At 36.6% G+C, this 23,138-nt stretch carries 22 protein-coding genes and 1 other annotated feature; of the genes, 4 read left to right on the top strand and 18 right to left on the bottom strand.

Going from position 1 to position 23,138, the window contains the following annotated elements; all coding sequences use genetic code 11:
* Positions 1-111 precede the first annotated feature (111 nt).
* The 6 genes from ispE to EL194_RS00610 form a co-directional block, all read right to left on the bottom strand.
* Complete coding sequence (gene ispE, locus EL194_RS00635) at positions 112-954, bottom strand: 4-(cytidine 5'-diphospho)-2-C-methyl-D-erythritol kinase (RefSeq protein ID WP_034886656.1); 843 nt, start codon at positions 952-954, stop codon at positions 112-114.
* The gene (gene rsmA / locus EL194_RS00630) at positions 947-1,759 is read right to left on the bottom strand and encodes a 16S rRNA (adenine(1518)-N(6)/adenine(1519)-N(6))-dimethyltransferase RsmA (protein ID WP_003774260.1); all 813 of its coding nucleotides are present in this window, start codon (positions 1,757-1,759) and stop codon (positions 947-949) included. The genes ispE and rsmA overlap by 8 nt, the downstream gene beginning before the upstream one ends.
* Entirely contained in the window at positions 1,743-2,300 is a 558-nt protein-coding gene (rnmV, locus tag EL194_RS00625; RefSeq protein ID WP_003774259.1) for a ribonuclease M5, read from the bottom strand. Before rnmV ends, rsmA begins: the two co-directional genes overlap by 17 nt.
* 95 nt (positions 2,301-2,395) lie before the next feature.
* Positions 2,396-3,202 carry a 3D domain-containing protein gene (locus EL194_RS00620; RefSeq protein ID WP_003774258.1) on the bottom strand — a complete coding sequence of 269 codons (807 nt, stop codon included), beginning with the start codon at positions 3,200-3,202 and terminating at the stop codon, positions 2,396-2,398.
* 163 nt (positions 3,203-3,365) lie between these two features.
* A complete protein-coding gene (locus tag EL194_RS00615) occupies positions 3,366-3,833 on the bottom strand; it encodes a QueT transporter family protein (protein WP_003774257.1) in 468 nt (155 codons plus the stop codon).
* Between the two features lie 306 nt (positions 3,834-4,139).
* Entirely contained in the window at positions 4,140-5,498 is a 1,359-nt protein-coding gene (locus EL194_RS00610; protein ID WP_003774256.1) for an aldehyde dehydrogenase family protein, read from the bottom strand.
* Positions 5,499-5,588: 90 nt separating this feature from the next.
* Positions 5,589-5,828, top strand: a binding site (T-box leader).
* 34 nt (positions 5,829-5,862) lie between these two features.
* On the opposite strand from EL194_RS00610, the gene EL194_RS00605 reads away from it, so the two are divergent.
* The 4 genes from EL194_RS00605 to EL194_RS00590 are packed head-to-tail and all read left to right on the top strand — an operon-like array spanning position 5,863 to position 9,564.
* Complete coding sequence (locus tag EL194_RS00605) at positions 5,863-7,065, top strand: M20 family metallopeptidase (protein ID WP_034886652.1); 1,203 nt, start codon at positions 5,863-5,865, stop codon at positions 7,063-7,065.
* Complete coding sequence (locus EL194_RS00600; RefSeq protein WP_003774253.1) at positions 7,040-8,104, top strand: methionine ABC transporter ATP-binding protein; 1,065 nt, start codon at positions 7,040-7,042, stop codon at positions 8,102-8,104. Before EL194_RS00605 ends, EL194_RS00600 begins: the two co-directional genes overlap by 26 nt.
* A complete protein-coding gene (locus EL194_RS00595) occupies positions 8,094-8,765 on the top strand; it encodes a methionine ABC transporter permease (RefSeq protein WP_003774252.1) in 672 nt (223 codons plus the stop codon). Before EL194_RS00600 ends, EL194_RS00595 begins: the two co-directional genes overlap by 11 nt.
* Before the next feature lie 10 nt (positions 8,766-8,775).
* Positions 8,776-9,564, top strand: coding sequence for a MetQ/NlpA family ABC transporter substrate-binding protein (locus tag EL194_RS00590; protein ID WP_034886649.1), 789 nt, complete (start codon positions 8,776-8,778; stop codon positions 9,562-9,564).
* Positions 9,565-9,593: 29 nt separating this feature from the next.
* Here EL194_RS00590 and EL194_RS00585 read toward each other — a convergent pair whose 3' ends face one another.
* The 12 genes from EL194_RS00585 to EL194_RS00530 all read right to left on the bottom strand — a co-directional run bounded on the left by EL194_RS00585 (position 9,594) and on the right by EL194_RS00530 (position 23,130).
* Complete coding sequence (locus tag EL194_RS00585; RefSeq protein WP_013853476.1) at positions 9,594-10,379, bottom strand: TatD family hydrolase; 786 nt, start codon at positions 10,377-10,379, stop codon at positions 9,594-9,596.
* Between the two features lie 49 nt (positions 10,380-10,428).
* Positions 10,429-11,769 (bottom strand): tRNA uridine-5-carboxymethylaminomethyl(34) synthesis GTPase MnmE, encoded by a 1,341-nt coding sequence (gene mnmE / locus EL194_RS00580; protein WP_003774246.1) that lies wholly within the window; start codon positions 11,767-11,769, stop codon positions 10,429-10,431.
* 41 nt (positions 11,770-11,810) lie between these two features.
* Positions 11,811-12,362, bottom strand: coding sequence for a Sir2 family NAD-dependent protein deacetylase (locus EL194_RS00575; RefSeq protein WP_003774245.1), 552 nt, complete (start codon positions 12,360-12,362; stop codon positions 11,811-11,813).
* 25 nt (positions 12,363-12,387) lie between these two features.
* On the bottom strand, positions 12,388-13,332 hold the full coding sequence (locus EL194_RS00570; RefSeq protein WP_003774243.1) for a nucleoside hydrolase: 945 nt from the start codon (positions 13,330-13,332) through the stop codon (positions 12,388-12,390).
* Between the two features lie 20 nt (positions 13,333-13,352).
* A complete protein-coding gene (locus EL194_RS00565; protein WP_003774241.1) occupies positions 13,353-13,868 on the bottom strand; it encodes a hypothetical protein in 516 nt (171 codons plus the stop codon).
* Positions 13,869-13,956: 88 nt separating this feature from the next.
* On the bottom strand, positions 13,957-14,826 hold the full coding sequence (locus tag EL194_RS00560) for a ParB/RepB/Spo0J family partition protein (protein ID WP_003774239.1): 870 nt from the start codon (positions 14,824-14,826) through the stop codon (positions 13,957-13,959).
* Positions 14,810-15,607, bottom strand: a complete 798-nt coding sequence (locus EL194_RS00555) for a ParA family protein (RefSeq protein ID WP_003774236.1) — start codon at positions 15,605-15,607, stop codon at positions 14,810-14,812. The genes EL194_RS00560 and EL194_RS00555 overlap by 17 nt, the downstream gene beginning before the upstream one ends.
* Positions 15,608-15,636: 29 nt before the next feature.
* Positions 15,637-16,392 carry a ParB/RepB/Spo0J family partition protein gene (locus EL194_RS00550; RefSeq protein WP_003774234.1) on the bottom strand — a complete coding sequence of 252 codons (756 nt, stop codon included), beginning with the start codon at positions 16,390-16,392 and terminating at the stop codon, positions 15,637-15,639.
* Positions 16,385-17,101 (bottom strand): 16S rRNA (guanine(527)-N(7))-methyltransferase RsmG, encoded by a 717-nt coding sequence (gene rsmG, locus EL194_RS00545; RefSeq protein WP_003774233.1) that lies wholly within the window; start codon positions 17,099-17,101, stop codon positions 16,385-16,387. The genes EL194_RS00550 and rsmG overlap by 8 nt, the downstream gene beginning before the upstream one ends.
* Before the next feature lie 177 nt (positions 17,102-17,278).
* Positions 17,279-19,735 carry a hypothetical protein gene (locus EL194_RS00540; protein WP_003774231.1) on the bottom strand — a complete coding sequence of 819 codons (2,457 nt, stop codon included), beginning with the start codon at positions 19,733-19,735 and terminating at the stop codon, positions 17,279-17,281.
* Positions 19,736-19,939: 204 nt separating this feature from the next.
* The gene (gene typA, locus EL194_RS00535; protein ID WP_003774228.1) at positions 19,940-21,724 is read right to left on the bottom strand and encodes a translational GTPase TypA; all 1,785 of its coding nucleotides are present in this window, start codon (positions 21,722-21,724) and stop codon (positions 19,940-19,942) included.
* 428 nt (positions 21,725-22,152) lie between these two features.
* Positions 22,153-23,130, bottom strand: a complete 978-nt coding sequence (locus tag EL194_RS00530) for a Gfo/Idh/MocA family protein (protein WP_003774226.1) — start codon at positions 23,128-23,130, stop codon at positions 22,153-22,155.
* Positions 23,131-23,138 lie beyond the last annotated feature (8 nt).

The raw sequence follows: 23,138 nt of genomic DNA, 5'->3' as shown, positions 1-23,138 counted from the left end.
ATAAAAGTAAATGTAAACTATGGGTGATATGTCCCTAATAGTGTGTTTTAAAATCAACTTCCAGAATTTATTCATAAAAAAAAGAGTTCTTTGTGAAAACAAGAACTCAGATTAATCATTAGATTTTAAAATCTTTCCATATTTAATAAACGGATAGTCTAAAACTAGCGCCTCATACGCTTCCATGACTTTTTCCTTTTGATTGGATAGACCATATATCGACGTACCGCTTCCACTCATACAAACGCCTTCAAGACCTTGTTTCTCAAGAATTCGCACTACCTTCTTAAGTCTTGTATTGCGTTTTATAACAGGGTGTTGGAAATCATTATGCGTATTTTCAACTAAAAGCTTGTAATCGTTTGTATGAATTGCCTCAAGACAACGATTAAACATCTTTAAATCTGTAAAGTCTTTAAATCGTTTTAAAAATGATTTCGTACTTACACCAAAACTTGGTTTGATAATAAGGTAATAAAGATCCATATCCAAATCTAAAGGTGTTAATACGTCACCAATCCCTTCCACAACCATCGGTTGATTAAAAAGACAATAAGGCGTATCCTCATCAATTTGACGTGCAATCTGAATCAATGCTTCATCCGTAAGATTTAACTGGTACATTTCATCGATCATTCGAATGACACAAGCTGCGTCCGCACTCCCTCCACCAAGTCCAGCTTGAGCCGGGATGTTTTTCACGATACGAACTTTAAAATTATCTTCAAGATTGAATTGTCGTTTCATGATCATGAGTGCTTTAAAAACTGTATTTCTTTTGTCATTCGGTAAATATGTTTTATCTGTTTCGATATGCATGGTGTCATGCTTCTCTAGATAAACCATATCAAAAAGATCAATAGGGACGATAATATTCTTGAAATGAAGCATATTATCAACCCTTTTTTCTGCGTGCAAATAGAGTGTTATCTTTGCATACGCTTTTTTACGCATATAAAGCTCCATATAGGCGGATATAATCATCAAAGGTTAAATAATCCGCACGAATGTTTGTTTCAAGCCCTAAAGACTCTAAAACAGTCGCATAATCAACATCTTTATCGATTGTCTTCAAATTATTCACTAATGTCTTGCGTCTAAACTGGAAACACTTCTTAACAAATTCAAAAAATGTTTTCTCATCATAAGGCATTGTTTGGTGTTTCGGTGTCAGTTTAATAACAATACTCTCAACACCAGGTCTTGGGTGAAACGATTCCTTCGAAACTTTTAAAACAGTCTTCACATCAAAATAGTATTGCATTTGAATCGATAGCGAACTGTAGTCCTTTGTTTGTGGACTCGCTCCCAGACGATCTGCAATCTCTTTTTGAACCATAATCGTCATTGCGACGATATCCAACTCCATCAATCTAAAAAGAATTGGAGTTGTAATGTAATATGGTAAATTCGCACAAACCGTAATTGGTTCTGTATACATGCTTAAATCCGCTTTTAAAAAGTCTTGATGAATAACATTCACATTATCATATTCTTCAAGAGTTTCATTTAAAATTTCGACCATATGTGGGTCAATTTCATAGGCAATAACTTTATCGTAAGTTTCCGCAAGCTGTTGCGTAAGAGCACCTAAACCTGGTCCAATTTCTAAAACCGTTCCTCCTGCACCACTTTGTGATGCGATATTGCGAACAACAGAAGGATCAATAATAAAGTTTTGTCCAAAGTGTTTCTTTGCGCGTCGTTCATAGCGACGTAATAATTCCATACTTACGGAATAGTTAGCGATTGTTTTCATAATTACTCTCTTTCAAAACCATTAGGCAGTCTGCTTTTGTAATATTAAGCATATTCAGATATTTCAGGCATGATTTCGCATTTGATTTAGGAAAACGGAACGCCTCCGATAACAAATCACGACGCAATGCACTATCACTTGCGCCACTGAGTCCCAAAGATTGGAATTCATGAAGCGTTAAGGATTCATTGTTTAAAGCAAAAGTAGAGCAGGTACTTAGAACCTCGACAATATCATCACAGTCCGCATGTTCAATACCTACTTTTTGTTTCTTTTTTGTTTGTAAGACATGAAGCGATGCATGTTTGCACGATCCAACCGTCTCAATAATACGACGTCGAATCATTTCACCAGGTCCATCAGGATCGGTAAAAACAATAATGCCACGATCTTCATTCATTCTTTTACATAATGTTAAGAATTCTGCAGACATGTGGGTGCCACTGGACATAATAACATCGGCATCAACACATTTGAGGATTTTCTCCTTATCATGCTTTCCTTCTACGACAATTACTTCTTGTATCTTTAGTTTGTTCATGTGTCAATTATATCATGTTTTAAAAACAAAAAAAACCGAGTATACTCGGTCTTTGTTGATAGGACCTTTGGCTACTTAAGACCCTACCATCAGCTTTAACAGCCGTTACCCACGCTTATAATTTCAACATGAGCATTTTGCACTGAACCTTGGGTTACACCCATATTGGTTTCCGTACCAACAAATAAGTCAATTTTTGACCCTTGAATGGCACCACCACGGTCTAATACAATTGCGCGGAACGGTACATTGTACTCAATTCCTTTACCACTTACTGTGTGGTTTGATATCTCAACAATCGAGCACATTGGAATCGAGCTTGATGTTGCAATGATGTAATATCCGTTATATGTAATTCCTGGCAACCAAGAACCGTCTCCTTGTTGAACTGCTGTAGTACTTACACGAACTCCGGCAGCAGTACCACCTTCACCCGCACTGTTCATATTACAGCCGTCACAATCAACTCCGTATCGCGTAATACGGCTTGCTTCGTAATAAGCACCTGCTTGAGCTTTTTGTCCACCTTCGTAAAGAGTGGGCGTTGTTGGCTCGATAACAGCTGCTTCAGGAATTTCTACACGTGATAACAATTCGTCTTTTATGTTATATGTTTCTTTGTATTTTGTTGTTTTTGTACCACGTACACCATCTTGTGTCTTGGCATAGATCCAACTGGCTCCACCCGAGACAACCTCAGAAGCTTCGCGTTCTTCAACACCAGGCTCTTCTAAATCTTCAATTTTTTCGCTAATTTTAAACCTATAGGGTTCATCGCTATTTTCAGCGATGTCATTAAGTACTGGATAGGTAATATCCACATTGGCGTCCGCATTCACGGCACATCCACTAATGATTGTTACCATGACCACCATGTAGATAATCACTAAGTATTTCTTCATTAAAATGTCTCCTTTCAAAAAAGACCTGTGAAGAATAGCATAAGAATATTTGTTTGGCAAATAATTTTGCCTTTCGCTTGTTTGTGAAGACGTTGTGAAATTAAAAAACTCACTATCTAAGTGAGTTTTTGCGATATCAATTCAATTGTGGGAAATTATGTGATTATCCGAATATTTCTTGCATCTTGGTATTTTTCTTCAATGGCTTAATCAAGAAAATACCTGGTACAAATGTTGCGATAAATTCACCTAAAAATACCCATCCCATAGCTGGTAAGTAAGGAACATTGAGAACATAACCTAACATTGCTCCCACGATGATTCCATTCACAAGTGCTGGCCACACAAGCGCTAAATGATCATCTTTTGTAATACTCATTAGTAAGCATGTAATTGCTGTTGCTAAAGTTCCAAAAATTACATCAAGAATCCCTGCATCACTTACAAAATTCGCTAATAGACATCCAATAATTAATCCATATGCGTGTTTGCGGTTAAATAAAACAAGAATCAACATAACTTCTGAAATACGAACTTGCATAAAGCTATATGAAATAGGTTTTAGAAGAACCGTAACTGCAATATATACTGCCGCAATTAATGCCTCTAAGGCTAAATCTTTTGTTTTCATATTATTACCTCTCTTAATATCGTTTGTATTATATCATAAGTCTTTCAAATTAATTTTAAAATTTCTAGTTTCCATTTTTTTTGAACTCATATTTTTATGTCTAAATAATCGCTGAATTTACGATTTTTCTATCCTTATATATAGAGTGGTTCTTTTCATATAAGAATCTTGCTTTTTTTCAATCGAAAATACACAGGATCATTTTGGGTTTTCTTCTTTATTATTATAATGAAATCCATTTTTCAGCCATAACTTTTTTTTATTATTAAATAGAAATAAATACCCTATAAATTTTTTGTTCAAATATTATTTAAATATTTTTTTGATGAACTTAAATTTGGTCTGATGATAAGGTGGGTACATTATCGATAGCGGAAATGAATTTGATTTCATCATTGATTTACAATTTGAAAAGACTTCAAAACTTGAAAAACCATGATATGTTCCAATTCCAGAATTTCCAATCCCACCAAAAGGAAGTGCGTCATTTACAAGATGCAATATTGTATCATTAATGCATCCGCCACCAAATTGAATACGATTAAGAATTGCTTCTTGTTCTTCATAGGACTCTGTGAACATATATAAGGATAGAGGTTTTGGATTATTTTCAATTATTGTATAGGCCTCTTCCAATGTATCAAATGCAATTATCGGTAAGATCGGTCCAAATATTTCAGATTCCATAACCTTACCCTTATCACACTCTAAAGAGAGTAACGTCGGTTCGATATATGTTCCATTACTCCTGCCTCCAAAGACAATATCATCTTTATGTGCCTCCAGGATCTGTTTGAGGCGGTCTGCGTGCTTTATATTCACGATACGGCCATAGTCTTCATTGTTTTTGATATCATCGCCATACATGGCTCTTATTTCCTTGATAAGTGCTTGAGTCAATGCCTCTTCATGCTTTCGTGAAACTAAAACATAGTCTGGTGCCACACAGGTCTGCCCATTATTAAGAAATTTCCCCCAAGCAATACGTTTTGCACTTAGTGAAATATTTGCATTTTCGGTTACTACACATGGACTTTTTCCACCGAGTTCAAGAACCACTGGTGTTAGATTTTCTGCGGCATATTTCATAACAATTTTCCCTACTTGTGTGCTTCCGGTGAAGAAAATGAAATCAAAAGGTTGTTTGAGAAGTTCTTGATTTACGGATACATCCCCCTCTACGACCACAATGTAATCTTCGATGAAAAAATCAGAAATCAATTCATGAATAACACTTGAGATAGCAGGTGTTAGCTCTGATGTCTTGATAACAGCCGTATTACCTGCTGCGATAGCCCCTACAAGTGGAACAAGGACAAGTTGTAAAGGATAATTAAAAGGACCGATGATCAATGTATTTCCCAAAGGTTCATAAAGTTTAAAGCTCTTTCTTCCTGCGAGAACAAAAGGTGTTTTGACTTTTTGTTGTTTCATCCATTGACTAAGATTTTTTTTCGCATCACGAATCGATCGATATACAACTGCAATTTCTGTTGTGTATACCTCCATTTCAGGTTTAGACAGGTCTTGTTTAAACGCTGCGTAGATCTTTGTTTCATAAGCTTTCAGCCCTTTTTCGAGTTTATCTAATGCTTCTTTTCTGAATGCTATTGGTTTTGTAATCTGTGAATTAAAATATATTTTTTGCTTATCTAATCGGTTCATTAAATCACACTCCTTATGTATATCATATGTCACGCAATGTGAAATGTTAAATGAATTGGTTGACAAATATTACATTTTGGAAGATAATGATGAAAAGCAATGAAAAGGAAAGTAAGTTCGTGAAAAGTTTTACAGAGAGTCTGTGTTGGTGAGAGCAGATGGATGGACACATACTGAAAATGGCCTTGGAGCTGTGTAGTTGAATTCGGAAGATTTAGGCTACGCCGGGAGCGCCCGTTAAAGCGATAGAGTTTGATAGAACTTGAAGAGGTTAATATCCGTGAGGTATTAATAAATTAAGGTGGTAACATGAGCACGCTCATCCTTTGGGATGGGCGTTTTTTATTTGTCAGGAGGAAAGTTTATGAAAAATAGTATTGAATCAGCTGTCTTGAAGCGTATTGATCATTATAAAGAACTCGCGCTTGATCTTCATGCACATCCAGAGATATGTAATGAAGAGGTCTATGCCTGCAGTCTTTTAAGTTCTCTTTGTACTGAAGAGGGGTTTTCGGTCACTGTTGGTGTGGCAGGTCATTCGACAGGCTTTGATGCTCGCTATACGACAAAAAAAACGGGTCCTGTAATTGTATTTCTTGCGGAATATGATGCCCTTCCCGGCATCGGGCATGCCTGTGGTCATAATCTCTTTGGTATTACATCCATACTCGCCGCGACTGCACTCAAGTCGATAATCGATGATATCGGTGGTGAAATCCGTATTTATGGGACACCTGGAGAAGAAGGTGGAACAAACGGAAGTGCCAAAGCGAGCTTTGTCCGAGACCATTATTTTGATGATGTGGATGCAGCGTTATGTGTCCACCCCGGTTACTTACACAGTCTCACTGTGGAAACCCTGGCAAACGACCCTGTCGATGTATCCTTCTTCGGAAAACCCAGTCATGCAGCGGCTGCACCTGAATTAGGAATCAATGCACTTGAAGCACTCATCCAAGTATTTAATGCAAGTAATGCCTTACGACAACATCTTCCTCAAGATGTCATGATTCATGGAATTATTACCGATGGCGGTGTAGCACCAAATATCGTACCCGAATTTGCGAAGGGACGTTTCTACTTAAGAGCAAATACCCGTGCTACCCTCTCAGATGTCTACAATCGATTTGAAAATATTGTAAAGGGCGCTGCATTATCCACAGGATGCCACTATGAATTTGGATTATTCCAAAACGCTGTCGATGATACCGTTATTACTCCCTCCTTTGACAAACTCTACCTTAAGCATCTTCAAGAATATGGTTTTGATGTTATTGAACGAGATGGTTCTACATTTGGCTCTAGTGATGTTGGAAATGTAAGCTATGTTGTACCAACAATCCAACCAACCATAAGCATATCGGACACTTTTATCGCAGGTCATAGTCCAGAATTTAAAGCAGCAGCATGTAGCACCCAAGGGCTCAACTCCATTCACCTTGGTGCACAACTGCTTGCGTTGACCGCACTTGATTTAATGATTGACCCTGAACTCCTCCAAACAATCAAAGACGAACACCAAGAAAGGATCGCGAAACAAAATGATCAAACTCCAAAATATAAATAAAACTTTTTATACAAATGATAAAGCCGTTCATGCACTTAAAAATGTTTCACTTGATATCCAAAAAGGTGAAGTATTCGGTGTAATTGGATTTAGTGGTGCCGGAAAAAGTACCCTTGTGCGTTGTATCAATTTGCTTGAAGTTCCAACATCAGGAAATGTTATTGTAAATGGAACACAACTAAATCCAGATCTATCTAAAGTAAGTTTCCAAAACCGACATCATCAGTCTCAACAATTACGAAAACAACGAAAAAAAATCGGCATGATTTTCCAACAGTTTAATCTTATGAAATCACGAACCGTCTTCCAAAATATCGCATTCCCACTTAAAGATCAAAAACTTTCGAAAGAAGTCTTAACTAAAAAAGTTACGGACCTCTTAGAGCTTGTCGGCCTTCAAGACAAAGCAAATGCTTACCCCAGTCAATTATCGGGCGGCCAAAAGCAACGCGTAGGAATTGCCCGTGCTCTCGCCAATGACCCAGATATCCTTCTGTGTGATGAAGCAACAAGTGCTCTTGATCCACAAACTACAAAAACAATCTTAAAACTGTTAAAAAAAGTAAATACAGACTTAGGTATAACGATTGTGATTATTACCCATGAAATGGATGTGGTAAAAGACATCTGTGATCGCGTTGCGGTTATGGAGGATGGTGAAGTTAAAGAAGTGAATTCTGTTAAAGAAATATTCGCAAATCCAACTGCACAAATCACGAAAGACTTTGTGGATACAACTACAAATACGCTTGAAACCATCGATCTCTTTAAAACGAATCCAGATATTTTAGATTTAAAAGATGATCAAAGTCTCGTAAGAATTGATTTTATTGGTTCAAATACGCGCGAATCTGTTATTTCTGAGATATCACAACAATACAACGTTAGTGCAAGCATTATTCATGCGAATGTTGAGATTGTTCAAAACGAAATCGTGGGTACAATGCTCATCATTCTATCAGGATTACGTAAATGTGAAGCATTGGATAATTTACGTCAACGTAATATTAATGTGGAGGTAATTGAAAATGGTAAATAGCCTAATACCCAATCTAATACAATATTGGCCAGAATTTATAGAAAGCATCCAACAGACACTTTATATGCTTACCAAAGCAGGGATTTATTCCATAATTGCAGGTCTATTCTTTGGTGTTATTCTCGTATTAACACGGGAGGATGGACTCAAACCGAATTCTGTAATCTATCACGTACTTGATACTTGTGTAAATATTTTTAGATCGATACCTTTCGTGATTTTACTTACGGCACTCATTCCAATTACGAAAATTGTTTCAAGTACGGCTATTGGTGTCGAAGGCACCATCTTCCCACTTGTAGTAGGATGTACACCTTTCTTCGTACGACAAGTCGATTTAAGTTTATCTGAAATAGATCGTGGACTCATCGAAGCCGCACAATCTATGGGTCTTTCTACCTTCCAAATTGTCATCAGAGTCTATCTACGCGAAAGCATCCCCTCTCTTGTCCGTTCCACCACAATCACACTGATTAGTCTTCTTGGTCTTACGACACTTGGAGGCGTAGTAGGTGGCGGTGGATTGGGCGACTACGTTATTCGTTATGGTCATAACAAATACAATACCGATATATCAATTGTAGCAGTCCTCGTAATTCTAGTTTTTGTATCAATCATACAAAGCCTTGGTAATTTTATTATTAAGAAAACAACACATTAAGGAGAACATTATGAAAAAAACACTTATATTATTTATAACATTATTAACATTAGTCGGTTGCGGCTCAAAGTCTAAAGAAAACGTTGTACGCGTCGGTCTCCATGGTGGTGACCAAACAAAAAGCTGGAACTATGTTGTGGAGCAAGCAGCTCAAGAAGGTATAAACGTCGAACTGGTTTATTTCTCAGACTATCCACAACCTAATGCAGCTTTAAACTCAAAAGAAATTGATATGAATGCGTTCCAACATCATATTTACTTAGATGATGAGAGTCAACAAAATGGTTACGAACTCACTGCAGTTGCAGATACATTCTATTCACCACTGGGACTTTATTCACGATCAATTAAAGACTTATCTGAATTGAAGGATGGTGACAAGATTGCGATTCCAAGCGATCGAACAAATGGGGCTCGTGCATTACAATTACTTCAAACTCACGGTCTTTTGAAATTAAATGATGCGAAGCTTCCAGATAAGAAAGATATCGTTGAAAACCCACATAACTTTGATATTTTTGAACTCGAGGCATCCAACCTTCCCGGTGCACTTGCAGAGGTACCACTTGCAGCGATTAACTCCGGGATTGCGGTCGATGCTGGCTTTACCCCAAGTCAAGATGCCATTAAACTAGAAACGTTAACGGAAGAAAATGCCGACTATGTAAATCTCATTGCAATTCGAACTGAAGATAAAGATCGTAAAGATCTAAAACGAATTGTGGAACTGTATCAAACGGATGCAGTGAAAGCATTAATTATTGAAGAAACAAGCGGTGCTTCAGTACCTGTGTTTTAAACGTTAAAAAGAATCCCGAGGGATTCTTTTTAACGTTTGAAGAGTGTCTTATAATTTTGGTGGATTTGGGACTTAACTTGTTGTGGAGTTAAATCTTTCAATTCACCAATTTTCTCGCCCGTATACCGTACAAAAGCAGGTTCGTTTCGTTTACCCCGTTTGGGTACTGGCGCTAGATACGGAGAATCTGTTTCCGTTAAAATACGGTCAATAGGTGCGATGTTTAATACATCCCGGACGTTTTGACCATTTTTAAACGTAAGAATGCCTCCTACACCAATATAAAAGCCTAATTCAAAAAGACGTTTCGCATTCTCTACCGTATCACTATAACAATGTACAATTCCTGATGCTGTTGCAGGATGAGACTCAAGAATTTGAAGAACATCTTCCATAGCATTCAGTTCTCCATTACGAACATGAATTGCGACCGGTTTACCGAATTCATTCGCAATCTCAATTTGTCGCTTAAAGACGGCCTTTTGTACCTCACGATTAGAATCATCCCAATAATAATCAAGACCAATCTCACCAACACAAACAACTTGAGGATGTTCAAGATATGCCATCATCTTTTCAAGATCACCTTCATGTGCATCTTTCACATCACAAGGGTGAATACCAATTGCTAGATCAAACATATCTGTGTCTGATTTAGTCTTTTCCAGCGCATCTTCTATTTCTTTTAACGATCCACAAATAATGCATATCTTATCAATGCCTTCACTTTTCGCATTGGACACCAATTCATCAAAAGATTCAACTAAACCTTCTGATGCAATGTGTGCATGCGAGTCAATCCAACCATATTCCATTTTCTTACTCCTTATTGACGATACGAAAGGCTCCCATAGGAGCCAAAATTTATTTTCCCAGACAGAAACGTGCAAAGATTTCATCCAGCACATTAATATCTTTTTTCGGTTTAATAATTGAAGCGAGTTCTACATAAGACTCATTTAAATCAATAGTTACCAAATCGAGTTCCATTCCAAACTCCAATGCTTCCAGTGCACGTTGCATTGCGAGGTAACTTTTTTGTACCTGTGCAATATGACGTTCATTGGATAAAGTAGGCTTTGTTAATGCTTTGGTATGTTCAACATAACGCTTATTGATTTCGTCCACAAGTTCATGCACATCACCTTCTAAAGCACTTACGTATAAACCATCCGGTTCTCGATTAACGAGATCTTTTTTATTGTAAACAATAATGCGTTCTTTATGTTTTGTTGCTTCTAATAAATCAATATCTTCTTGATCACGAGCTTGTGATGCATCGAAAACCACAATTACAAGTTCTGCAGATTCGAGTGCTTTTCGACTTTTTTCAATCCCGATTTGTTCAATTCGGTCTCCGGTATCACGCAAACCTGCTGTATCAATTAAGTGAAGGGCTACATTCTCTAATCGAATCCATCCTTCGACTAAATCTCGTGTCGTTCCTGCGATCTCCGTTACGATTGCTTTATCTTCTTCAAGGAGAACATTAAGAATACTTGATTTCCCAACGTTAGGTTTACCCAGTATAACAGTCTTAACGCCTTCTTTCATGATTCGACCACTCTGTGATTCTTTAAGAATTTTACCTAGATCTTCTAAAAACCGCTTCGCCTCGGGTAAAATCACAGCTTCTGTAAGCACTTCAACATCATCATATTCGGGATAATCAATATTAACCTCGATATTTGCGATCATCTGAATTAGACGTTCGAGAAAGGGTTCAATTAATTTACGAACATTCCCTTGAACACCCGAAATTGCAAGTTCTTGCGCAAATTCATTTGGAGCTTGAATCAATTCCATCACCGATTCTGCTTGAGACAGGTCAATGCGTCCATTAAGGAATGCACGCTGTGTGTACTCTCCCGGTTCAGCCATACGTGCTCCAACTGATAAACATAAACTTAAAACTTTCTTTGTCACCAATACACCACCGTGACAACTAATTTCAACTACATCTTCACGGGTGTAAGTTCGAGGCGCTCTAAAAACACTGACGAGAACCTCATCAACAACTTGTTTGTTCACGGGGTCAATAATATGACCGTAATGAACTGTATGCGAATCCACATGCTCTAAATCGCGTGAAAATATTTGATTCACGATATCGATGGCATCCACACCACTAATTCTTAAAACATTGATGGCACTTTCTTGTAGCGCCGTTATAATTGCTACTATTGTATCTGTTATCATACGCATATTATAGGTAAAAAAAAGAGAATGCGCAATGAATTCTCTTTTTAATCGTTAATTATAGATTCAAGTGTTTCTCGAACTTGCTCAACAGCATTCTCTTGAATCTCTATGATCTCCACACCATTCGCATACGCAATTTCGCGTAAATCTGTTGCGACCGCAGTAAATCGTGATGCACCAATAACAAGTAAAATGTCCCCCTCTTTTAATGAATCTACTTTTTCATAGGCGCGTCGATAACTTGGAGCAGGATCTCCATATAATACCGGCTTATTGAAAAGTTGATCCGCATAAGCGAGCTCATTCTCATTTGGCATTGATCCGTGTAAAGCAATGGGGGAACTGCCTGCTTTTTCATGTAAACCATCGATATTCATCGTGATAATTGGAATGTTATATTCCGAAAGGGCCCGATGAGCGTCATTCGGTTCTGCCTTTTGAATGATGTAACACAATTCTGCTATTGTTTCTCGGTATGCTTCGGGATGTTGTGTCGCAAAACTTCGATGCAATCGATCCCGAACTTCAGGTTGTTCCATAAATGTACTTATTCCCGATGCCTTACTAATTCCGGCACCTGTAAACGCTAAAATCATAAAACCACTCCTTTATGCCATTGTATCACGATATACGTGCTATAAGGGCATCGATATCACCAAGTAAAGACTTCTTAAAACCCTCAATATCTGCATCAAGCGCAACTTTTACGTTGGGGGATTTGCCTTCACGATAAGCGTCTACATTAAGAATCGTGCGCCCTTTTTGCTCTTGATCTGTGAGGACGTCCAGATTAACGTGAGGTCCTGTGATTAAGTTAGGATTAAGTGCCGCAAAAACCGCAAGTGGATCATGTAATGCGCAGCCATCCCACAACGGATACGCATCTTTATATGCGTCGAGGTAATAAAGGACAATTTGATAAAGCTCGGGCGCTGATGACTTCCAGTGGGCTACATCCTCTTTGGTAATGATTGCCCGAGTCGTAACATCCAAGCCAATCATTGTAATCGGTGTTGAACTTCCGAGAACAATCTTACTGCTTAAATCATCTTGAGCAATGTTTGCTTCCGCAAACTTACTTACATTACCTGGAACACTAAATGCTCCTCCCATTAAGACAAGATTACCGATTCCAGCCATAGCATTAGGATTTCTCTCAATTGCTTTAGCGAGGTTTGTAAGAGGACCTGATGCGATAATCACAAGTTCTTTACCATACTTTTCCGCAGACTCAATAAGAAAATCAACTGCATGTTTTGTAACTTTCATGTTAGGAGATTGGGTTAAAACAGCATTTCCAATTCCATTTTTACCATGAAATCTAATCCCACCAGCAAGATGTTCATAAGTATTGTCCCTACGAGCATGCGTGCATCCTTGATATACAGGAATATGATTTTGATTAAAGTAATGGAGAAGGTCTAGTGTATTCTGTGTTGCTCCTTCCACATCAATATTTCCATAAACCGTGGTAATTCCAATTAAACTCAATTCTTTTTGCGCACACATATATACAATTGAAAACGTATCATCAATACCTGTATCCACATCTAAAATATACTTCATAAAATCCCCTCTATTCTATTTTAAGGAATATAGCAATCAAGTTGATTCGTTTTAACCAGCTCATGAATTCCCTCAATGGTCGGTGAACGATCAATCCATAGTCTATACCCTTTTACTTCTTTATTATCATATATAATTTCTGTCGCTCCTGAAATCAAATACTCAGGTTTATATTCTATATTCTTTGTTTCAGGATTTTCTTCCTCAATATTTACGACATAAATTCTTGCTTGAACACTTTGATTTCCACCAACACACATATCTAAAGGGTTCAGACGAAATGATCGAATTGTATCTGTTTTTACGAGATTTTGGTAGAATTCTTCTGCATTCTCATTAAGTGTATCACTAAACGTTTCTACTAAGATCGATACATCTCGAACTAAGGTATCATCTTTGACTTCTTGGTCTTGAGTTTGTGATTTTTGATAGACCAAAAGCCCAATTACCATTAACATTAGTACGACTGCAATTTTTATTAAACGTTGATTCCTTTTATTGGATTTTTTTAGTTCTGTTTGTCGCTCTTGTTTCATAATTTCACCTCTAACGTTACAATATCATTATCATTTTAGCGATATGAGAAATTACTATGAAAGATAGAAAAAGGACGCTTTGGCGTCCTTACTCAATAATATCAAGCAACTCTAAAATACGATTTAAATCTTCGTCGTCATCAAACGAAATCATCACTTTATTATTCGCGATATTAACGCGTGTTTGTAAGCGTCGTTCGAATAATGATTGTGCATAATCATAATCTTTATTACGTAACTTCGGTTCAACAGGTTTCACATCTTCTTTATTGATGAGACGTTCTGCTTCCCGTACCGATAACTTCTTACTTAAAATTTCTTCCGCAATGCGTTCAATTTCTTTTGGATCTTCGATTGTGACAAGTGGGCGCACATGACCCATTGTGAGTTTGTTATCGCTGACCATTTCTTGTACAGATTTTGGAAGTCTTAATAAACGTAATAAGTTTGTAATATGACTACGGGATTTACTTACTCGTTTCGCAACTTCTTCTTGAGTTAAACCTAAACGATCAATTAATGAACTATATCCCATCGCCTCTTCAATTACATTTAAATCTTCACGTTGAACGTTCTCGATAATCGCAATTTCCATCATCTGTGAATCATCAAAATCCACAACGATCGCTGCGATTTCTTCGATATTTGCGCGTTTGGTAGCACGTAAACGACGTTCTCCAGCTACAAGTTCGTATCCCTTATTCGTTTCACGAACTAAAATCGGTGTAAACAAACCATGTGTTGAAATTGATTGTGATAATTCTTCTAATTTATCCTCGTCAAAATGTCGACGCGGTTGGTATGGATTTGTGCGAATATCTTTGACTTTAAGGCTTGTTTTAACACCCGTAAATTCATCATTATTGCCTTGTTGAATATCCTCAAGTACTGAAGATACATCATCACCAAAAATTGCACCCAGTCCACGACCTAAACGATTACTATCTTTCTCTGCCATTCGAGTCACTCCGTTTCTTATTATATGATAAGACTTCTTTCGCTAGAGATGCGTATGCTTTAGCGCCTTCCGATTTTAAATCATATTCGAAGATTGAGTTTCCACGAGAAGGAGCTTCTGACAACTTAACATTTCTAGGGATATTACTCTTATAGACACGTTCTTTAAAATATTTACGAACTTCTTGTTGAACCTCAACACTCAAACGAGTACGAACATCAAACATCGTAAGTAAAACGCCTTCTATTTTTAAATCTGGATTAAACAGCTTTTGTACAAGCCGGATTGTGGATAACAATTGTGTTAACCCTTCAAGTGCATAATACTCACATTGAACCGGTATTATGACTGAATCCGCAGCCGTCAATGCATTTGTATTTAACAAACCTAATGATGGTGGACAATCTATAATAATATAATCATAGTCATCCTTTGCTTTAATTAATTTATTCTTTAAAAGACGCTCACGACCAATCTTAAACTCAACCATCTCGAGATCTGCTCCAGCAAGATCAATTGTTGCGGGAATTAAATCCATTGGGGGAGTATTCAAAGACATTTTAATGTCGCTTACTTCTTTTTCAGAAAGAATTAAATCATAGGTACTGTCTTTAATCGCCATTCTATTTGCACCTACACCTTGAGATGCATTTCCTTGGGGGTCAAGGTCTACTAATAGAACTTTTTGGCCTAAGTAGGCTAACCCAGCAGATAAATTAATACTCGTCGTTGTTTTCCCAACGCCACCTTTTTGATTAGCTACAGCAATTATTTTCCCCATTGACTCACATCCTTTGTTATATTCTTAAGTTATTTAGGGAAGCGTATCGTAATGATAACCTCATCATTCGTTTCTTCCATTTCATGTTTTACCGTAATTCCTGTTTTTTCAATCATTCCGATCGATTGCTTGATTGTATTAATACCAATCTTAATGTGTTGAGAAATACCACGTGTTACTGTTTTTTTCTTTCGTGGTTTGTTAATGAGGGTCTCTGTCTCTTTAACATTCAACTTTTTATTAAGGATTTCGTCTAAAACTTCTTCAGTTTTTTCTTTTTCAACACTTAATAGAGCACGCGCATGACGCTCAGTAATTCTACGCTCTCCTAAGGCTTCGAGTACGGGTTCAGGCAATTCAAGTAAACGGATTTTATTCGCAATCGCTGATTGTGATTTCCCTACTTTGGTTGCGAGTTCCTTTTGAGTTATTTTTTGAATTCGTAAAATATCGCGATATGCTTTCGCTTCTTCTAACACACTTAAATCTTCTCGCTGTATATTTTCAATAAGCGCTAATGTTGCACTTTTATCATCGTCAATATTACTGATAATGCACGGAACTTCTGTAAAACCGAACATTCGCATTGCTCGATAACGACGTTCTCCGGCAATAATTTCATATTCATCTATCTCGTTGACTTCACGAACAACAATCGGTTGAAGAAGGCCATTTTCACTAATCGATTGACCCAATTCCAACAAACTCTCATCGTTAAAAGTTAGCCGTGGTTGATTACGGTTAGGTTTAATTTTTTCAATAGCTATTTCTCTACGATCAATCATGATTCCTCCCAGACAGTGGTGTCTTCTTAATTTTAGCATAACTTCTTGGATACTTCTTCGAAGCGGACTTCACTTTTTTAATCTCTAAATTATAGCGGTCGCCCATGATATCATCACAAAATTTATGAGTTTGAATTAATTCTCCACCCAGGATTTTGATAGCCTTTAGGGAATCTTCATATTCCTCGATTCCTTTTGTTCCTTTCATTGCTAAAAATACGCCACCAACTTTGACAAAAGGCAAACATAATTCACTGAGTATATCAAGATAAGCAACGGCACGTGCTGTTGCGACATCAAAAGACTCACGAAGTTCTCCGATAACATCTTCTGCACGACCATTTAAAACGATTGTATTTTTTAAGCCGCACTCTTGTACAACACGTTCTAAGAAGTTTGTTCGCTTAGTTGTTGGCTCGATACACGTTACTGTGACATCGGGACGCGCAATTGCAAGGACGATTCCTGGAAATCCAGCACCACTCCCAATGTCTGCAATGCTACTGTTTTCTTTTATTAATGGCGAAATAAGCAATGAATCATAGAAATGCTTTAAAAATATCCCCTCATCATCATCGATTCCCGTTAAATTTAAGACTTTATTCACTTCTTGAATAAGATTCTTGTACGTTAAAAATTGTTGTTTCATTTCTTCTGAAACAACAATCCCCAACGCTTCAATTTTACTAATAAATTCTAAAAAATTCATGAAGCCTCCAATTGCAATGCATCTTTTATTAACACATTTTTACCATCTTTGATTCTTAAGATTAGAATCGAAACTACGTTGTAATTATAGCGTATTTCACAGATTTCCACAACAAAACCTAGAGACAAATATTTGGGCAAAAAAGCATAAAAGACAGTCAATACTGTCTTTTATGTGCTATTTAACAATTCTATTTTTATACCTTTTCGATAATAATACACAAACACCCGTCAATATGAGGAATTTACTCCAAATATTACTGTGTTTTTGTTTCCCTGTTTTGGGAAGAACGCTATCTTTGTTATTCTCTATTCCCCGGGTAATCAATTTTTCATCAAAGTTTTGTATATCCGTTCCAACTTGGTTTTGTTTTTGCTTTTGAATTCTGTCTTTTTTAAGTGATTTAGTATCTGATGGTGTTGTTCTCATAACCGTTATAGCATCTCTTTCTTCAGTCTCTTTGAAACTGCTTATGTCATTATGATTCTTATTTTCCATCTCCACTCCGTCAATTAAGTAGGACGCTGCTATTTCATAAACATCCATTTGGTGTTCAATGGTTGAACGTTCTTTATAAAGATCATTCATTATCTTTTCAGATTCTTGTTCATGATGGATTCGATTTTCAATGTCTTGTAGTAAAATTCGTTCTAAGTTAATGCGCTTTTGAGTCTCAATAAAATCTAAGACTTTATATGCTTCGTCCATTTTGCTTGAATCTATTATTTCTTCTGGTATCTCTGTACCCACTAAAAGAGGCATCGTGTCAAATGATGGATGATCCTGTATTGCGTGCCCGTTCACATCTAACATGAAATAAACCTGCTGATTATCATTAAACAATCCCTTTTTTTCTAATTTTTGACTTGATTGATTAATATTTTCAATGGTGATTGGATTTTCGTTCAATTCAATTTGCTCACCTTCGAGATGATTTTCGAGACTGATTGGTTTTAACTGCTCCTCATATTCTTTGATGCTCAATTCATATGCAATACGGTTTTTACGATCTTGTTCCAAAATCTGTTCTAAGTTTTTTTGCTTAATGAATTCTTTCTCCATAATTGCTTCCATACCGTGGTAAAACTCGTGATTGGGTATCTCATCAATACTGTATCCTTCTAGAAATATAGGATCTGGAAGCAGTACGTTTTTTGGTTCCTCAGCGATGGTCTCATTTACACTAAATCCTTCAACAGAGAGTATTTCTTCAAGATTTGGCTTCAATTCTTGTTTTGAATTTTCTTGAATTACAAACCCGTCTACACTCAATAATTCATTTGGATCCACCTTTCCACCATTAATGTTTGGAATCAAAATTTCTAATGAAATATCAATATCCTCTTCTTTTTTGGGTTTATATGCCTTCTGAATTTCAATATGTAATGGCTGAATTGCACGATCAATATATATTTTCGAATCGTTTGCTGCAATCACAAAGTCATCACCAACAGAAAACGATGGCTTTTTAGAAAGATTTAACTTGAATAAAAGGTGCGACTGATTAAAAGCTACCGATTTTTTAATATGTGTTGCTTGATTATCTTCTAAAAGATGAATATCAATTGTATCTGTCGATTTAACGTTTGGATAAGTGAGAATATTAGGTCCCCATTCAATTTGATATTTTTTATTAATAAATCGTTCTACATTTATTTTAGATATATTCTTAAGCTTGTCCTCATTAATGTTTAACTCAACACTTGGGTCACTCAGTGTATAGCGTTTAATTTTAAATGACGTATCTAAATCATCGTGATGAACATTTTTAAACATTACCTTCTCATCCTTAACAGTACCTACAAGCTCTTTTTGTTTTTCATTTATAAGGACAATTTCGCCCGTAACACTTTTCAAGCTTAAGCCGATTAATGGAATTTCTTTCGTAATATTTTGACGAAGTCGGAATTCAAACTCATAATCATTGATAACTTTTTTTTCGATTTGAATTCGATCATCTCCATCCGTAATGATATCAAAAGTAAATGGTTTATGGTCATCGTCATACTTTGTTGTGATAAATGAATAATGCTGTCTCGAGATACGTAAATGATGTGTTGTTTGAAGACTCTTTGACCGCTCTCCATTTTTCGTTAAGATAAACTGTAACGACTTTACATCATTGATGGGACCATCACGTACTACCGAAAATTTAATTGTTTGATTTTTTATTCGATAAATATTAATTGTATTCTGGTGCTGGATTACTCGATATTCCGAAGCGTCCGGTGTTTCACCATGAATTTTAAATCCATACACTTTGTGATAAACATTGGAGTCTTCCAAATTAAAACCCATAAAATCTTGTAATGCTAAATTATCAATTGTTATAGATTTTGTGTCCTTGGTAAGATTTGATATTTTACCAATTTCAATCGAAAAATTATTCTTAAACTCCTCTTGCATGACCAAGGATACCGGTTCATCACCACTCTCCATTCCGAGCCATTGTATTGTGTAAGTTTTAGACCCGCTAACACAGGATTCCTTACGATTACAAATTCCGCGCATACTTACACCAACATCCCGATTCAAGTCTTGGAATTCATAATTCACATCTGCGGAAACATTATCTATTTGATAAGCACCGAAAAGTAAAATAAACATTACAAAAATACAGATTTTTCGTATCATTTTATCCCCTCCACACTAATTAGCGTGTTAAATTTTTACATACAGTAGCCTAAATTGTAAAGAGGTCTTAGAATTTACAACTAAATGTGGTAGATGGGCTCACAACAAAATGACCCAAAGAAATTTTTGCTCTTTAATTTATCAAAAAAAGGAGCCGAAGCCCCCTAATCAATTGATTAATTATCTATTTCGTTATTGTTTCATTTATTGTCGTAAATTTTTCTTACGTAATCTAATATTCAAGGGTGTCACCTCAACAAGATCATCCTCAGTGATATAGTCAAGAGCATACTCTAAGGTGAGAGTAATCGGATCCTCAAGTTTTAAAGCATCTTCTTTACCACCTCGTCCATTACCTCGGTAGCTATTTAATCGTTTGTTTCGAATTACATTTACCCACATATCATTTTCTTTGTTCGTAACCCCAACTATCATTCCTGGATAGACTTCCGTTTGAGCACCAATAAAAAAACTGCCACGATCTTGAATATGAAACATAGGGAATGCCATTGAATTACCCGAAGCGTTGGATATGAGTGACCCACGTTTGGGCGTATTCAAGATTCCTTGCTGAACATCATACTTATAATGTTCACGCATCAAAATCGCATTACCGCGCGTCAAATTAATGAGGTCTGTTCTAAACCCTAATATGAGGCGTGCTGGGATATACCAATATTGTCGAATATTATTCTTGCTTTGTTCGACATCATATAAATTTCCATGGCGAAGGCTCATCTGCTCAATAATCTTACCGCTATACTTTTCAGGTGTTTCGATAATTACGCGATCGATTGGTTCATACATTATTCCGTTGCGTTCTTTAAGAATTACGTGCGGTTTTCCAATTGAGAGTTCGTAACCTTCGCGTCGCATCGTTTCAATCAAAACAGAAAGATGCAACTCGCCTCGTCCTGATACAGTGAAGTAATCAGATGATAGGCCGGGCTCGACCTTCATACCCACATTAACCTCCAACTCTCGATCAAGTCGCTCTTTAATATTTCGACTAGTAATATACTTACCTTCTTTTCCTTGAAATGGAGAGGAATTAACATAAAAGTTCATGGACAACGTGGGTTGTTCTACCCTAATCGCTTCCATAGGAATCGGAGCATCTAGTGAACAGATTGTATCCCCTACAGTGACACTCGATATTCCTGATATTACTACGATATCTCCACTATGAGCTCGCGTAACTTCTTTATGTGTTACACCATTGTAAACAAACATCTTTTTAATTCGTGAGTGAGAATGTTTCCCAGAGTTATCAATAACCAATATACCCTGTCCTTGTTCTAATACCCCTTGATGAATACGTCCAATTCCCAAACGTCCTAGATATGCGTCGTAATCAAGTGTTGAAACTTGCATCTGTAATGGCTGGGTATCTTTGTCTGCATAGACATCCGTATGTTCGAGAATTGTATCAAATAGCACATCCATCGACGCATCACGTACATCTTGATGACGACTTACCTTAAAATCCCGTGTTACACCATATAGTATTGGAAAAAACAGTTGTGATTCATCTGCATCAAGATCCAAGAATAAATCATAAATTTCTTCGAGAACTTCATCAGGACGACGCTCAGACTTATCCATTTTATTAATTAAGACTATTGGCTTTAGATTCTGTTCAAGTGCTTTGCGAAGGACGAACCGTGTTTGAGGCATTGGTCCTTCCACAGAGTCTACTAACAAAATTACAGTATCAACTGTTTTGATTATACGTTCTACTTCTCCAGCAAAATCTGCATGACCTGGTGTATCGACAATATTAATTTTCGTATCTTTATAGAAGACCGAACAGTTTTTAGAGTAGATCGTAATCCCGCGTTCTTTCTCGAGATCATTACGATCCATCACACGATCGACTGCCTTTTGCTCAAGTTTAAAAGCACCTGACGTGGATAAAATCCCATCAACAAGTGTACTCTTACCAGCATCGACATGAGCGATGATGGCAATATTTATTATTTTTTTCATTATTATTTTTTCGCTTCCTATTTATCTATTAATTTCAGTACAGGAAGGTACACTTAAAAGAACTATATTTTATGTTCTGTTTTATACCTTCAATACACTCTATTTACTTCGATAATATAGGTATTGGAGGTGTCATGACTAGAATTTGTTCGTTTGTTGACATGCTATAACCTCGCTTTGGCACATTATATCATAATTAATAATTAAAAAGCAGTATGTGCTACCTTACCAATGATGTTGAATTTTTTTATATCAGTACGAATCGAGAATAGAAAGGAAATCACTAAGAAGATTACGACATGTACAAATAGACCCCTATGTAGATGTGCACAAATATGAAAAATATTTTATCAGTGGCAAAACTTTGACTTTAAGTATCAATAATCTGGAAAACAGTGGTTTTAGAGATTTCTCAAAAAAAGCCAACCCTATTGGGTTGGCTTTGAGTAATTATTAGCAGTTTTCCGTGCTTTTTCCGCAACTCTCACGACACTTAATGTTTGATCTAAGTACAGATCACGAATTTCAAAGTCTTGAGTGCGAATTGCACGCTCGAATACTTCAACTTGATATGCAAGTCTTGGTAAATCTTGAATGTTGATCAACTCTTTTGAATCTTTCGTAACAATACTTACCGACTCAATACTGCTGACACTTTCTGGGATATAAATATAACCCTTATCGCCTTGAATTTGACCAAAGTTTTGAGAAAAACTATCTTTAGCACCAACACACTCCACCGTCATCGAAGGATACTTCATCATTAAAATTCCTGATGTATCGATACCATTTGAATGCTTGTTTGCATAATACTTAACCTCATCAGGCATTCCAAAGATACCAACAACAAAATGAATATTATAAATATTGATATCAGCTAAAGCACCACCTGAAAAATGAGGGTTAAATACATTTGGAGTTTCACCTGCTAACAGTGCGTCGTAGCGACTTGAATATTGACTAAAATTACACTGAACGAGTTTAATATTACCAATAACCTCTAAATTCGATTTAATAAATTGATAATGCGGTAAATGAATATTGCAAATTGCCTCAAAGAGGAATAAATTATGGTCTTGTGCATAACGAATTAATTGTTGTGCGCGTTCCTCTGTTTCAACAAAAGGTTTTTCTACAATAACATGCTTTCCGGCTTTAAGCGCAGCATAAGCTTGCTCATAGTGAAGACTGTTTGGGGAAGCGATATAAATCGTATCCACCAACGCATCTGAAAATAAAGCATCAAGAGTAGTATGTGTCTGCTCAATACCAAAACGTTTTGCTAGAGCGTCTGCTCTGCCTTGTGTTCGTGAATAAACAGCTTTAAACGACACACCCGATAAATCCTGTGTTGATTTGATAAAGTCTTCAACAATAACCCCTGTTCCAATTGTTCCAATATTCATAATTTCCA

It is taken from the genome of Erysipelothrix rhusiopathiae (assembly GCF_900637845.1).
Taxonomy (GTDB): domain Bacteria; phylum Bacillota_I; class Bacilli_A; order Erysipelotrichales; family Erysipelotrichaceae; genus Erysipelothrix; species Erysipelothrix rhusiopathiae.
Note: the sequence above shows the minus strand (reverse complement) of the source record. Positions and strands in the feature narration are given on the sequence as shown.